The sequence below is a fragment of the Microbacterium sp. NPDC060132 genome, assembly GCF_042729675.1.
In the GTDB taxonomy this organism is placed as follows: Bacteria; Actinomycetota; Actinomycetes; order Actinomycetales; family Microbacteriaceae; genus Microbacterium; species Microbacterium sufflavum.
The window spans coordinates 3,308,478-3,322,408 of record NZ_JBHWXU010000001.1; the positions used below are offsets into that span (position 1 = coordinate 3,308,478).

At 67.8% G+C, this 13,931-nt stretch carries 14 protein-coding genes; 6 read left to right on the forward strand and 8 right to left on the reverse strand.

Annotated elements, in window-relative coordinates:
- The first annotated feature begins 20 nt into the window (after positions 1-20).
- The 5 genes from ACFWCH_RS16030 (at position 21) to ACFWCH_RS16050 (ending at position 5,386) form a co-directional block, all read left to right on the forward strand.
- A complete protein-coding gene (locus ACFWCH_RS16030) occupies positions 21-821 on the forward strand; it encodes a c-type cytochrome (RefSeq protein WP_378803803.1) in 801 nt (266 codons plus the stop codon).
- 36 nt (positions 822-857) lie between these two features.
- Entirely contained in the window at positions 858-1,934 is a 1,077-nt protein-coding gene (locus ACFWCH_RS16035; protein ID WP_136028787.1) for a ubiquinol-cytochrome c reductase iron-sulfur subunit, read from the forward strand.
- Positions 1,931-3,745, forward strand: a complete 1,815-nt coding sequence (locus ACFWCH_RS16040; RefSeq protein ID WP_136045370.1) for a cytochrome bc complex cytochrome b subunit — start codon at positions 1,931-1,933, stop codon at positions 3,743-3,745. The genes ACFWCH_RS16035 and ACFWCH_RS16040 overlap by 4 nt, the downstream gene beginning before the upstream one ends.
- Positions 3,746-4,346: 601 nt before the next feature.
- Positions 4,347-4,883, forward strand: a complete 537-nt coding sequence (locus ACFWCH_RS16045; RefSeq protein WP_378803804.1) for a GNAT family N-acetyltransferase — start codon at positions 4,347-4,349, stop codon at positions 4,881-4,883.
- An 83-nt stretch (positions 4,884-4,966) separates the two neighbouring features.
- Positions 4,967-5,386: a rhodanese-like domain-containing protein gene (locus ACFWCH_RS16050; RefSeq protein WP_206253311.1), complete on the forward strand. Its 420-nt coding sequence runs from the start codon at positions 4,967-4,969 to the stop codon at positions 5,384-5,386.
- A gap of 68 nt (positions 5,387-5,454) precedes the next feature.
- Here ACFWCH_RS16050 and ACFWCH_RS16055 read toward each other — a convergent pair whose 3' ends face one another.
- From ACFWCH_RS16055 to ACFWCH_RS16075, 5 genes are all read right to left on the reverse strand, one after another.
- The gene (locus tag ACFWCH_RS16055) at positions 5,455-5,889 is read right to left on the reverse strand and encodes a cytochrome c oxidase subunit 4 (RefSeq protein WP_206253308.1); all 435 of its coding nucleotides are present in this window, start codon (positions 5,887-5,889) and stop codon (positions 5,455-5,457) included.
- Between the two features lie 3 nt (positions 5,890-5,892).
- Positions 5,893-7,626: a cytochrome c oxidase subunit I gene (ctaD, locus tag ACFWCH_RS16060; RefSeq protein ID WP_205812734.1), complete on the reverse strand. Its 1,734-nt coding sequence runs from the start codon at positions 7,624-7,626 to the stop codon at positions 5,893-5,895.
- Positions 7,627-7,629: 3 nt separating this feature from the next.
- Positions 7,630-8,526 carry a cytochrome c oxidase subunit II gene (coxB, locus tag ACFWCH_RS16065; protein WP_136031360.1) on the reverse strand — a complete coding sequence of 299 codons (897 nt, stop codon included), beginning with the start codon at positions 8,524-8,526 and terminating at the stop codon, positions 7,630-7,632.
- A gap of 142 nt (positions 8,527-8,668) precedes the next feature.
- Positions 8,669-9,031 (reverse strand): iron-sulfur cluster insertion protein ErpA, encoded by a 363-nt coding sequence (erpA, locus tag ACFWCH_RS16070; RefSeq protein ID WP_136031358.1) that lies wholly within the window; start codon positions 9,029-9,031, stop codon positions 8,669-8,671.
- 69 nt (positions 9,032-9,100) lie between these two features.
- Positions 9,101-10,504 (reverse strand): dipeptidase, encoded by a 1,404-nt coding sequence (locus ACFWCH_RS16075; protein WP_206253306.1) that lies wholly within the window; start codon positions 10,502-10,504, stop codon positions 9,101-9,103.
- A gap of 45 nt (positions 10,505-10,549) precedes the next feature.
- Between ACFWCH_RS16075 and ACFWCH_RS16080 the strand changes: the two genes are divergently transcribed.
- Entirely contained in the window at positions 10,550-11,122 is a 573-nt protein-coding gene (locus ACFWCH_RS16080; RefSeq protein ID WP_136031354.1) for a DUF3043 domain-containing protein, read from the forward strand.
- Here ACFWCH_RS16080 and ACFWCH_RS16085 read toward each other — a convergent pair.
- The 3 genes from ACFWCH_RS16085 to hisD are packed head-to-tail and all read right to left on the reverse strand — an operon-like array spanning position 11,097 to position 13,930.
- Entirely contained in the window at positions 11,097-12,134 is a 1,038-nt protein-coding gene (locus ACFWCH_RS16085; protein ID WP_206253304.1) for a quinone-dependent dihydroorotate dehydrogenase, read from the reverse strand. The two genes, ACFWCH_RS16080 and ACFWCH_RS16085, sit on opposite strands and share 26 nt — an antisense overlap.
- Positions 12,135-12,144: 10 nt before the next feature.
- Complete coding sequence (gene nrdR / locus ACFWCH_RS16090; RefSeq protein ID WP_136037296.1) at positions 12,145-12,615, reverse strand: transcriptional regulator NrdR; 471 nt, start codon at positions 12,613-12,615, stop codon at positions 12,145-12,147.
- Between the two features lie 10 nt (positions 12,616-12,625).
- A complete protein-coding gene (hisD, locus tag ACFWCH_RS16095; protein ID WP_378803805.1) occupies positions 12,626-13,930 on the reverse strand; it encodes a histidinol dehydrogenase in 1,305 nt (434 codons plus the stop codon).
- Position 13,931: the final 1 nt, after the last annotated feature.

Sequence of the window (13,931 nt, forward strand, 5' to 3'; positions counted from 1 at the left end):
GAGCGGAGCTGATCCCCGAGATGGCACGAGAGAAGAAGCGCCGTTCGAGCGGTCGTCGCAGCCCACTGGCGGCGGCCGCGCTCATCGGAGCTGGACTGATGATCACGGGCGCCGTGTACGCAGGAGCGTCCGCCGCCTTCGCGGCCAAGGACGCCCCTAGCGCGGCGACGCAGTTGACGGTGGAGGACGGCGAGAAGCTGTTCCAGGCGAACTGCGCCACCTGTCACGGCCTCGACCTGCAGGGCACCCCCAACGGACCGAGCCTCTACGGCGTCGGCGAGCTGGCTGTGGAGTTCCAGGTGTCGACCGGCCGCATGCCGCTGCAGATGCAGGGCCCGCAGGCACCGCAGAAGGAGCCGCAGTTCACCGAGGAGCAGATCCTCGCGATGTCGGCCTACGTGCAGTCCGAGGCCCCCGGTCCGACGTTCCCGTCCGACCGCATCCTGGACGGCGAGGGAGACGTCGCGCACGGTGCCGAGCTCTTCCGCGTCAACTGCGCGATGTGCCACAACGTCGCGGCCGCCGGTGGTGCTCTGACCGAGGGCAAGTACGCCCCCGCGATCACCGAGACCAGCGCGCTGCACATCTATGCCGCCATGGTCACCGGCCCGCAGAACATGCCGGTCTTCGGCGACATGAACCTGTCCGACGAGGACAAGCGCGACATCATCTCGGCCCTGCTCTTCCAGCAGCAGTCGGTGCAGATCGGTGGCTTCTCGCTGGGGTCGCTCGGCCCGGTTTCCGAGGGCCTGTTCGTTTGGATCTTCGGTATCGGCGCTCTGGTCGCCATCACCGTGTGGATCACGGCGAAGTCCAACTGACGCATATTCATCGAAGAGGAACGTACGAGGAGCACCATGGCACACGACGACGACTCGCAGGCTCTTGACAGGGCCTACCAGCCCTCTCCGGGGCTGGGTGTCGCAGTCAGCGATCCCGTGCAGAACCCCGGGCTGCCGCCGCACCGCGAGCGGATGACCGATAAGGACCCGCGCGCTGAGAAGGCTGCGGTCCGTACCGTCTACACGCTGTTCTACCTGTCGCTCGCTGGCAGCATCTGGGCGGTCGCCGCCTACATGCTGTTCCCGATCGAGAGCGGCGCGCTCATCGACATCCGGCAGAACAACCTCTTCATCGGTCTGGGCATCGCTCTCGCGCTGCTCGCCCTCGGCATCGGCGCGATCCACTGGTCGAAGGCGCTCATGTCCGACAAGGAGCACGTCGAGCTGCGCCACCCCACGCGGGGCAAGGACTCGACGCGCGAGGCCGCCATCAAGGCGTTCGCCGACGCCAACGAGGAGTCCGGATTCGGCCGCCGCACCATGATCCGCAACTCGCTGTTCGCGGCGATCGTGGCGTCGATCATCCCCGGAGTCACGCTGTTCCGCGGTCTCGCACCGCATTCCACGCCGGACGACCCGACCAAGGGCGACCCGGTGGCGCTGCTGAAGCACACGATGTGGGACAAGGGGATGCGCCTGGTGCGCGACCCCGACGGTACGCCGATCCGCGCCGCCGACGTCACGCTCGGCTCTGCCTTCCACGTCATCCCCGAGGACCTCGCCGAACTCGGCCACGACGAGGGCTACCTCGAGGAGAAGGCCAAGGCCATCGTGCTGATGATGCGCCTGCGGCCCGAGCAGCTGATCGAGGCCGAGGATCGCAAGGACTGGTCGTACGACGGCATCGTGGCCTACTCCAAGGTCTGCACCCACGTCGGCTGCCCGGTGGCTCTGTACGAGCAGCAGACGCACCACCTGCTGTGCCCGTGCCACCAGTCGCAGTTCGACGTCACCGACCACGCGAAGGTCATCTTCGGACCGGCCGCCCGTCCGCTTCCGCAGCTGCCCATCACCGTGGATGACGAGGGCTACCTCATCGCACGCAGCGACTTCACCGAACCCGTCGGCCCGAGCTTCTGGGAGCGCCATTGAGCACCGCAACGCTGTCCAAGGACGAGAAGGACACCAAGGCGCCTCTCGGCGGCCGCTTCGTCGGCGCCGCATCGAACTACATCGATGAGCGCACCAGCCTCTCCGGCTTCGTCAAGGAGCTCGGTCGCAAGATCTTCCCCGACCACTGGTCGTTCATGCTCGGTGAGATCGCCCTGTGGAGCTTCGTCGTCGTGTTCCTCTCCGGAACCTTCCTGACGTTCTTCTTCCAGGCCTCGATGGTCGAGACGCACTACACGGGCGCATACGCCCCCATGCGCGGAATCGCGATGTCCTCGGCTCTCGAGTCGACGCTGCACATCTCGTTCGACCTGCGCGGTGGGCTCCTGGTCCGCCAGATCCACCACTGGGCCGCGCTGGTCTTCATCGCGGGTATCGGCGTGCACATGCTGCGGGTGTTCTTCACCGGCGCGTTCCGCAAGCCGCGCGAGCTGAACTGGGTGATCGGCTTCCTGCTGTTCATCCTGGCGATGGCCGAGGGCTTCACCGGCTACTCGCTCCCCGACGACCTGCTCTCGGGCAACGGCCTGCGCATCATCGACGGCATGATCAAGGGCCTGCCCCTGATCGGCACCTGGACCTCGTTCCTCCTCTTCGGCGGCGAGTTCCCCGGCACCGACATCGTCGGCCGTCTCTACACCCTGCACATCCTGCTGCTCCCGATGCTGGTGATCGCCTTCATCGTCCTGCACCTGATGCTCATGGTCATCAACAAGCACACGCAGTTCGCCGGCCCCGGCCGCTCGAACGACAACGTCGTGGGCTACCCGATGATGCCGGTGTACATGTCCAAGATGGGCGGCTACCTGTTCATCGTCTTCGGCACCATCGTGCTGATCGCGACGTTCTTCCAGATCAACCCGATCTGGAACTACGGCCCGTACGACCCGTCCCCCGTCTCGGCGGGTACGCAGCCCGACTGGTACATCGGGTTCGCGGACGGCGCGCTGCGCCTCGCCCCGTCGAACTGGGACATCGTGTTCCTGAACCACACGTGGTCGTTCGGCATCCTGGCTCCGGTCGCAGTGCTCGGCCTGTTCATCGTGATCGTGGCGATCTACCCGTTCATCGAGGCGTGGGTCACGGGCGACAAGCGCGAGCACCACATCGCCCAGCGTCCCCGCAACGCGGCCACGCGCACGGCGATCGGTGTCGCGGGCGTCATCTTCTACGCCGTGCTGTGGGCGGCGGCATCGTCCGACCTCATCGCGACGCACTTCATGCTCACGATGGAGGGCGTGATCCACACGCTCCAGGTGCTGCTGTTCCTCGGCCCGATCATCGGCTACTTCGTCACCAAGCGCATCTGCATCGCGCTGCAGAAGAAGGACCGCGAGATCGTGCTGCACGGCTTCGAGTCGGGCCGCATCGTCCGCCTCCCCGGCGGCGAGTACATCGAGGTGCACCAGCCGGTCGACAAGTACGACCGCTGGAAGCTCATCGACATCGACGGCTACGAGCCCCTCGTGGTGCGCCCGAACGCCAAGGGCCGCATCCCGTGGACGGAGAACCTCCGTTCGGCGATGTCGCGCTGGTTCTTCGAGGACCGTCTGGCTCCGCTCACGCAGGCCGAGGTTGACGCCGCCGATGCACACCAGCACCACGTCACGGCGGACAACGAGGCGGCCGAGGCCGCGGAGATCCAGGGCGCTCACGAGCGCGCCGGCTTCCCCGACGCCCCGCTCACGGTGGACGAGACTCACGTCGACGAGACGCCGAACACGCCCAGCACGGTGATCTCGACCGAGCCCGTGAAGCGTCCGCGCAAGAAGAAGTCGGAGGACGACGAGTAGTCGCCACTCCCCCGTTGAAGGCCCCGTCGCGTCGGACGGGGCCTTCGTCGTCTCACCGATGAGAGGATCACTTCATGTCATCCAGTGCTCGGTCAGCTCGCTCGCGCGCGCTTTCGCCCCGACGCGCGCTCCATCTCGCCGCTGAGTCTGCCGCCGGTCCCCACGTCGCTGCTGGCCCCCTCGCCGGTCCCCACGGCGCTGCTGGATCCCTATTCCTCGACGATCTCAACGACGCCGGAGGACCCGTCACCGCCGCCTCTACAGCCGCAGCTCCCACCGGCAGCACTCACGTCGTCGCTCCTGGACCCCTCGCCGGTCTCCCCGCCGCCGCCGGGCCCCTTGCCCCCGCCGCTCCCCCTGACGGCACTCACGCCGGCGCTGCTGAGCCCATCGCCGAAGCCCGTACCGGCATCCACATGGTTGGACATGGAGCCCGTGACGTGCACCCCTGGTTCGCGTCTGTCACGCGGTCCATGCCGAACCCATCGACCCCTGCATCAGCCACGACCGACCCGTTCCCGATCACGCTGGACATGGGGCACGCGGCCCAGGACGAAACGACACGGAGCACCCCCGCGGTCAGCGGCTCGGCGGCGTCGCTATGACACGCGTGCGTATCCGGCCGGCGGAGCCGCAGGACATCGCTGCTCTGGAGGAGATCGAGCTCGCGGCCGATCGTCTCCTGGTCGAACGCTTCCGCGCGCAGGACTGGCCGCCCCCGGCAACGGCAGCCGAGCGCGCCGCCCATGATGGCTACGTCCTGGTCGCCGAGGCGGCCGATTCGCGCCGTGCCGCGCATCCCGCCCGATCTGCGCTCACCGTCGTCGGCTTCGCCCACGTCCTGCAGATCGACGGAGATGGGCATCTCGAGCAACTGTCGGTGCACCCTGATCATGGTCGCCGGGGTATCGGTCGGCAGCTGGTGCATGCCGCGCTGGACGAGAGCGTTCAACGGGGGAATCAGCGCATCACTCTGCGCACCTACGCCGAAGTTCCCTGGAACGCCCCGTTCTACGCCACGTGCGGGTTCGCCGTGAGCACTCCCGATACGCCGTTCCTCGAGTCCCTCGTGAGCATCGAGCACGCCCTCGGGCTGGACGCATACGGGACACGCGTGCAGATGACGCGGCGCCACTGACAGCGGGGGCCAACGGCAGAATCCGCACGACCGACGTCCGTCTCACTGCGCCACGCGGCCAGAGCGGGAACTAGCGTGGAGACATGATCTCGCGCTCCGACTACTTCGCCGCCAAGCTCGCCTATGAAACGGATCCCGCCGACGTGCACGCCGCGCGCACCGCGGGCGAACAGCTCGTCGTGGTCGATGTCCGGTCCTCGGAGGCGTGGACCCAGGGGCGCGTGACGGGCGCGGTTCACATGCACCACAGTGAGATCGCCGCCCGGGCGCCGCAGGAGATCTCCCCCGACGCCGAGGTCGTCGTGTACTGCTGGAGCCCCGGCTGCAACGGCGGTACGCGGGGCGCGGCCGAGTTCGCCAGCCTCGGGTATCGGGTCCGCGAGATGATCGGCGGATTCGAGTACTGGGTGCGAGAGGGCTACCCGGTCGAAGATGCCGATGGCGTGCACCACCGCCCCGTCGATCCTCTCACCGGGATTCCACGGATCCGCACGCGCGCCTAAACGCCGCGCTCACACACACGGGAAAGGCCCCCCGGAACGATCCGGGGGGCCTTTCGCAGGTACAGCGCTCAGCGGGCGAAGTTCCCGCGGTAGTACTCGTAGACCCAGCCGACGATCGCGACCACGAAGATCGCGAGACCGATCGGCAGGAGGAAGTGACCCACCGCGAGCCCGACAACGAACACGCCTGCCGAAGCGGCGAGCACGAGCGGCCACCACGACCACGGGCTGAACTCTCCGAGCTCGGGGTCACCGTCGTCGATGTCGGAGGTCAGGATGTCTTCCGGCAGCTCACCGTTCTGCGCCTTGTGGGTGCGGTCGAGGTAGAACGCGACCATCGCTCCCATGAAGGCGGAGAAGAACAGCGCCACGGTGCCGACCCACTCGATCTGATTCACGAGCGGCAGGCTGGGGTGGGCGAGGATGTTCCAGCCCGTGTAGACGACGCCCACAAGGGCGAAGAACGCGGTCAGGACCCACCAGATGATGACGTTATCGCGCATGACTCAGTGGCCCTCTCGCTCGCCGGGTGCGGTGGTCGCGAACTCGGCCGCCTCCGGGTGGTTCAGGTCGAACGCGGGACGCTCGCTGCGGATACGCGGGATCGACGTGAAGTTGTGCCGCGGCGGCGGGCACGAGGTCGCCCACTCGAGCGAGGCGCCGTAACCCCACGGGTCGTTCACCGTCACCTTGGGCGCCTTGCGCGCGGTGATCCAGACGTTCAGGAAGAACGGCAGCATCGAGGCGCCGAGGATGATCGCGCCGATCGTGGAGACCTGGTTCTGCCAGGTCCAGCCATCGGCCGCCGAGTAGTCCGCGTAGCGACGCACCATGCCGTCCACACCCAGCCAGTGCTGGATCAGGAAGGTCATGTGGAAGCCGACGAACAGCATCCAGAAGTGCACGTAGCCCAGACGCTCGTTGAGCATGCGTCCCGTCCACTTGGGCCACCAGAAGTAGAAGCCCGCGAACATCGCGAACACGACCGTGCCGAACACCACGTAGTGGAAGTGCGCCACCACGAAGTACGAGTCGCTGAGGTGGAAGTCCAGCGGCGGGGCCGCGAGGATGACACCGGTCAGACCACCGAAGACGAACGACACCAGGAAGCCGAGCGCGAAGACCATCGGCGTCTCGAACGTGACCGACCCTCGCCAGAGCGTGCCGATCCAGTTGAAGATCTTCACACCGGTCGGGACGGCGATGAGCATCGTCATCAGCGCGAAGAACGGCAGCAGCACCGAACCGGTGACGTACATGTGGTGCGCCCACACGGCGACCGACAGCGCGGCGATCGCGATCGTCGCGTACACCAGCGTCTTGTAGCCGAAGATCGGCTTCCGGCTGAAGACCGGGAAGATCTCCGAGACGATGCCGAAGAACGGCAGCGCGATGATGTACACCTCGGGGTGGCCGAAGAACCAGAACAGGTGCTGCCACAGGAGCACACCGCCGTTGGCCGGGTCGTAGACGTGAGCGCCGAGGACGCGGTCGGCGGCGGCGGCGAAGATCGCGGCCGCGAGCACCGGGAACGCCATCAGGATGAGCAGGCTGGTGATCAGCGTGTTCCACGAGAAGATCGGCATGCGCCACATGGTCATACCCGGGGCACGCATCGTGATGATCGTGGTGATGAAGTTCACCGCACCGAGAATCGTTCCGAAGCCGGAGATGCCCAGACCGAGCATCCAGAGGTTTCCACCGGCACCCGGCGAGAACGAGGCGTTGGCCAGCGGCTGATAGGCGAACCAGCCGAAGGAGGCGGCACCCTGCGGGGTGAGGAAGCCGGCGACGGCGATCGTCGACCCGAAGAGGAACAGCCAGAACGCGAAGGCGTTGAGACGCGGGAAGGCGACGTCGGGCGCACCGATCTGCAGCGGCAGGATCGCGTTGGCGAAACCGGCGAACAGCGGCGTCGCGAACATCAGCAGCATGATCGTGCCGTGCATCGTGAACAGCTGGTTGTACTGCTCCTTCGTCGGGATGATCTGCATGCCCGGCGCGAAGAGCTCGGCGCGGATGACCAGGGCCATCACGCCGCCGAGGAGGAAGAACAGCACAGACGCGATCAGGTACATGTACCCGATGGTCTTGTGGTCGGTGGAGGTGATCCACTTGACGACGATGTTGCCCTTCTGCTCCACACGCGAGGAGCTCATGAGAGCCGCCTGACGTGCGGGCAGAGTGGTGGGACGGGAGCGGGGTGCCTCGTCGGTGCGAGGAGCTTCAGTGGTCGACATGACTTACTCCTCTCCTTCCTCGGTGTCGGTCTTCCCGGAGGTGCCGGGGAGGTTCGAGAGACGGTCGTACGCGTCGGTGATGTCGCCCGTGTTGCCCTTCTCCTCGAGCGACTCGAGGTAGGCGTCGTACTCCTCCTGGGAGACGACCTTCACGTTGAACAGCATCATCGAGTGGTACTCACCGCAGAGCTCGGCGCACTTGCCGGCGTACTCGCCCTCGCGCGTCGGGATGAAGGACCAGGAGTTGTCCTTGCCGATGAACATGTCCTTCTTGTACAGGAAGTCGATGATCCAGAAGGAGTGGATCACATCGCGCGACTGAAGGTTGATCGTGACCTTCTTGTCGACGGGGAGCACCAGCGTCGGGAGCTCGGCCTTGTCGATGTTGCCCTCGGCATCGGGCTGGGCCTGGATGCCCATCGTCCAGACCGTGTCGTCTTCGGTGTCGCCGTTGTACTGGAAGTCCCACGCCCACTGCTTGGCGATCGCGGTGATCTCGACGTCGGGGTTGTCCCACTTGGTCTCGATCTCGGTCTGGTCGCGCGCCGTGAAGAAGAACATGCCCAGCACGAGGATGAGCGGCACGATCGTGTAGAAGATCTCGATCGGCATGTTGTAGCGCATCTGCACCGGGAGACCGGTCTGCCCCTTGCGCCGGCGGTACGCGATCGCGGCCCACGCCATGAGGCTCCAGGTGATGACGCCGACGGCGAGAAGAACGATCCAGGAGTTCACCCAGAGCGACGACACGCGCTCCGTCTGGTTGGTCGCTGCCGGGCCACCCTCCACGAAGCCCGGAAGAAAGCCGTTCAGCTCGGTGGGAGTACATCCCGCCAGAGCCACAGCTGCCACGACTCCCACAGGGAGTGCGGCCCAACGAAGGCGGCGTTTCGAGGGCACGATGCACCTTTCAGATTGCGGACAGGGCACGTTCAAGTCTAGAGCAACCTCACACCCGATTCATGCCATCCACGCAGGTTCCGCACGCGAAACGGCCGCCGTCACGCGAGGTGACGACGGCCGTGGTCCGGAAATCCGCAGATCAGTGGAAGCTGTCTCCACAGGCGCAGCTTCCCGCGGCGTTCGGGTTGTCGATCGTGAAGCCCTGCTCGGAGATCGTGTCCTTGAAGTCGATCGACGCGCCGTCGAGGTACGGGACGCTCATGTTGTCGACGATGACCTCGACGCCGTCGAAGTCGACCGTCTCGTCGCCCTCGAGGAAGCGCTCGTCGAAGTAGAGCTGGTAGATCAGGCCGGAGCAGCCTCCGGGCTGGACGGCCACGCGCAGACGCAGATCGTCGCGGCCCTCCTGCTCGAGAAGGTTCTTGACCTTGGTGGCCGCGGCGTCCGTCAGGCTGACGCCGTGTGCGCGGGTGGTCTCTGCGGACAGGGTGGTGTCGGTCATGTCACTCCTTGGGACGGGCCGCGATACACGGCTTCTGTGACGATTCTACCGCCGCTTCCCGCGACGGGCTCAGAGCTCGACGGCGTTCATCCGTGCCAGCAGCAGCGCCTCGGTCGCGACCGCATGACGGAAGGTGTCCAGGTGCAGCGACTCGTTCGGGCTGTGCGCGCGGGAATGCGGGTCTTCCACTCCCGTCACGAGGATCTGCGCGTCGGGGAACTCGCGGACGAGGTCGGCGATGAACGGGATGGACCCGCCGACTCCCAGGTCGACCGGCGCCACGCCGTAGCCGTCGCGCATCGCGTCGCGGGTGAGCGAGACCGCCCAGCCGCTGGTGTCGACGAGGAACGGGTTGCCCAGGTCGACGTCGGAGAACGACAGTTCGGCGCCGAACGGGGCGTGGGCACGCAGATGCCGCTCCAGCGCGTCATACGCCTCCTGCCCCGTCTGCCCGGGTGCCACCCGCGCGCTGATCACGACGGTGACCTCCGGCAGTAGCGTGTTCGACGCGGCCGAAACGCTCGTCGCGTCGATGCCGATGACGGTCACCGACGGCTTGTTCCAGATGCGGCTCAGAATCGTCCCGTCGCCGATCGGCATCGTGCCGGGAAGGAGACCCGCTTCGTCGCGCAGGGTCGCCTCCGCGTACTCCGGCGTCTCCGCCTCGCGGCTCGTCATACCCTCGACGGCGACCGATCCGTCGGCGTTCCAGAGCGTCGAGAGCAGCCGGACGGTGGCCATCATCGCGTCGGGCACCGCGCCACCGAACATCCCGGAGTGGGACGCGTGGTCGAGCGTGCGGACCTTCATCGTGAACCGTGCGTTCCCCCGCAGCGACACGGTGAGCCCGGGCGTCACCGAATCCCAGTTGCCGGAGTCCGCCACGACGATGGCGTCGGCGCGGAGGGCGTCTTTGTTGTCGGCGAGGAACTGGGCGAACGAGCGGGAGCCGTACTCCTCCTCCCCCTCGATGAACATCGCGATCCCGAGGTCGAGGTCGGCACCGAGAACCGACGACACCGCGCGGATCGCACCGATGTGGGCCATGATCCCCGCCTTGTCATCGGCGGCCCCGCGTCCGTAGAGGCGGCCGTCGCGCACCGTCGGCTCGAACGGCGGGGTCTCCCAGAGGGCGTCGTCGCCGGGGGGCTGCACATCGTGGTGGGCGTAGAGAAGGATCGTCGGCTTGCCGTTGCGAGCAGCGCGGGTCGCGAGCACCGCGGGCTGTCCGTGCTCATCGGCGCCCGGGATCGCGGCACGCAGCACACGCACCTCGTCGAACACCCCCGTGTCCCTGGCCAGCGTCGCGACGGCGTCCGCACTGCGCTCCAGCTGCGTCTGATCGAACGCGGGCCAGGCCATGCCGGGGATGCGAACCAGGTGCCCCAGATCGGACAGCGCGGACGGGATGCCGGTGGCCACGGCCTCGAGGACGGCGGCGTCGGACTCGCTGGGAAGTGCAGGTGAGGTCATGCGAGTAATCTTAAGGTGACCATCTTCAGCGAACCGAGGAAACCCGTGGCCACTACCCCCGTCTCCCCTTCGACGAACGACGACGCCCCGCAGACGCCCGCCGTCGGCAAGGGGCGCGCCACGCCGACCCGCGCCGAGCAGGAGGCCGCGCGACGTCGGCCGCTGGTGGCCAACACCAAGGAGGCGAAGGCGGCCGCCCGGGCCGAGCTGAACGAGCGGCGCGCACGCGCCCAGGCGGGGATGGCCGCCGGTGAGGAGAAGTACCTCCCGGTGCGCGACAAGGGCCCGCAGCGGCGCTGGGTGCGCGACTACGTCGACGCGGGCTGGCACCCGGCGGAGTTCGTCATGGGCGTCATGGTGCTGGTGATCCTGGCGTCACTCCTGCCGACGAACCTCATGATCTCGTTCTACGCGTACCTGTTCATGATGGCGTACCTCGTCATCGCGATCGGCGGCATGATCCTGCTCGGCCTTCGGGTCAAGCGCAAGGCGGCCGCGAAGTTCGGCGCCGACCGCGTCGAGAAGGGCCTCGGATGGTACGCCGGCATGCGCGCACTGCAGATGCGGTTCATGCGCCTGCCGAAGCCGCAGGTCAAGCGCGGGCAGTACCCCGACTGACCAACCCGCGGTTGATCTCGCGACCCCAGAACGGGCCGCGGTAGAGGAACGCCGTATACCCCTGCACCAGGGTCGCTCCAGCGTCTAGACGCTCCTGCACGTCGGCGGCCGTCTCCACTCCGCCGACCGCGATCACGCAGAAGTCCTCGGGCACCGCGGAACGGACGACCCTCAACACCTCGAGAGAGCGCCGCTTGAGCGGAGCACCGGAGAGCCCGCCGGCACCCGCAGCCTCGACCGTCGCGGCATCGGTGACGAGCCCGTCCCTGCTGATCGTGGTGTTGTGGGCGATGATCCCCGCGAGTCCCTCCGACACGGCGAGCTGCGCGATCGCGGTGATCTCATCATCGGCGAGGTCGGGCGCGATCTTGACCAGCAGCGGGGTCGAGCCCGAAGCGTCGCGGACGGCGCGCAGCAGTGGCGCCAGCGTCTCCACCGCCTGAAGCCCGCGAAGGCCCGGAGTGTTCGGAGAGGAGACGTTCACCGCGAGGTAGTCGGCGAGAGGCGCGAGCCGGGTGGCTGACGCGACGTAGTCGGCGGTCGCGTCCTCGACATCGACCACGCGGCTCTTGCCGATGTTGACCCCGACGACCGTGTCCGGCGCGCCCCGCCGGAGCCGGGCCAGACGACGGGCCGCGGCATCCGCTCCCCTGTTGTTGAAGCCCATCCGGTTGATCACGGCACGGTCGGCGATCAAGCGGAAGAGCCGGGGCTTCGGATTCCCGTCCTGCGGGATCGCCGTGATCGTGCCCACCTCGACGTGTCCGAAGCCGAGCGCGGCGAGACCTCGTACGCCGACCGCGTTCTTGTCGAAGCCCGCGGCGATACCGAACGGCGACGGGAACGTGAGGCCCAGCGCCTCCACACGCAGTGACGGATCCGGCCTGGTCATCGCGCGGGTCGCCCAGGACAGCGGCGGGACACCGACGGCACGGATGACGGCCATGCCGGCGTGGTGGGCGAACTCGGGATCGAAGCGCGACAGGACGGCGCGGAAGAGGAGGGGATACATCCCTGCCAGATTACCGGTCGCCCGCCTCCGCCTTCGCGTGGTCGGCGCGGAGATCGCCGATGGCCGCCTCGAAGTCCTCCAGAGAGTCGAACGCCTGATAGACGCTCGCGAATCGAAGGAACGCGACCTCATCGAGCTCACGCAGCGGACCCAGAATCGCCAGGCCGATCTCGTTGGTATCGAGCTGGGACACCCCGGTCTGACGCACCGCCTCTTCCACGCGCTGCGCGAGGATCGCCAGGTCGGCCTCCGTCACCGGACGCCCCTGACAGGCCTTTCGCACGCCAGAGATCACTTTCTCCCGGCTGAACGGCTCCATCACGCCCGAGCGCTTGATCACGTTCAGGCTGGCCGTCTCCGTCGTCGAGAACCGTCCTCCGCACTCCGGACACTGTCGGCGACGGCGGATCGAGAGTCCGTCGTCGCTGGTGCGGGAATCGATGACCCTGGAGTCGGGGTGACGGCAGAAGGGGCAGTGCATCTGACCGATCCTACGCGGTGAACCGCGCCTCGATCGCCTCGCCGTGCGCGGGCAGCGCTTCGCTGTTCGCCAGGGCGACGACCCCCTCGCGAACCGCGGCCAGGGCGGCGCGATCGTAGGAGACGACCTGCTGCGGACGGAGGAAGGTATAGGCGCCGAGGCCCGGTGCATAGCGCGCCTGGCCGCCGGTCGGCAGCACGTGGTTGCTCCCCGCCATGTAGTCGCCGAGGCTCACCGGGGTGTGGTCGCCCACGAACACCGCGCCGGCACTGGTGAACGCCGCCGCTGCCTGCTCGGCGTCGGACAGGTGCAGTTCCAGGTGCTCCGGCGCGTACGCGTTGCTGAACGCCACCGCCATCGCGCGGTCGTCGACCAGGACGACCGCGGACTGCGGACCAGCCAATGCGGCAGCGACACGTGCGCTGTGGCGCGTCGCCGCGGTGAGCCGCTCGACCTCGGCGACGACCCGGTCCGCGAGTCCCTCCGCATCGGTGACGAGCACGGCCGACGCCTGCTCGTCGTGCTCGGCCTGGCTGACCAGGTCGGCGGCGACGAGACGCGGATCGGCGGTGGAATCCGCGACCACGAGGATCTCGGTCGCTCCAGCCTCGGAGTCCGTTCCGACGACGCCCGCCACGGCCCGCTTGGCCGAGGCGACGTAGTTGTTGCCGGGGCCCGACACCACATCGACGGGATCGAGGCCGAGACCGGGGACACCGTGCGCGAAGGCACCGATCGCTCCCGCACCTCCCATGGCGTACACCTCGGTCACTCCGAGCAGAGCCGCGGCCGCCAGGATCGTCGGGTGGACACGACCGTCCTGATCCGCCTGCGGCGGCGAGGCCAGGGCGATCTGCTGCGCCCCGGCGACCTGCGCGGGGACGACATTCATGACGACGCTCGACGGGTAGACGGCCTTTCCGCCGGGGATGTAGACACCGACCCTGTGCACGGGCTGCCACCGCTGAGTGATCGTGGCACCCGCGCCGATGGTCGTGACCTGCGAGGCCGGGACCTGAGCGGCTGAGGCCAGGCGCACGCGCTGGATCGCCTCGTCGAGCGCCGCCCGCACTGCCGGATCGAGCGAGTCGAGGGCCTGCGTCATGTGCGTCTCAGGCACGCGAACCTCGTGCCCGACGACCCGGTCGAACCGCTCCGCCTGCTCTCGCAGCGCACCCTCACCGCGCTCCCGCACCTCCTCGACGAGGCGTGCCGCGGTGTCGAGCGCCTCCGCGCGCGCCTGCGTGGCGCGGGGGACGGCCGCGAGCATGTCCGCGGGCGAGAGCTCGCGCCCCCGCAGATCGATCGTGCGCATG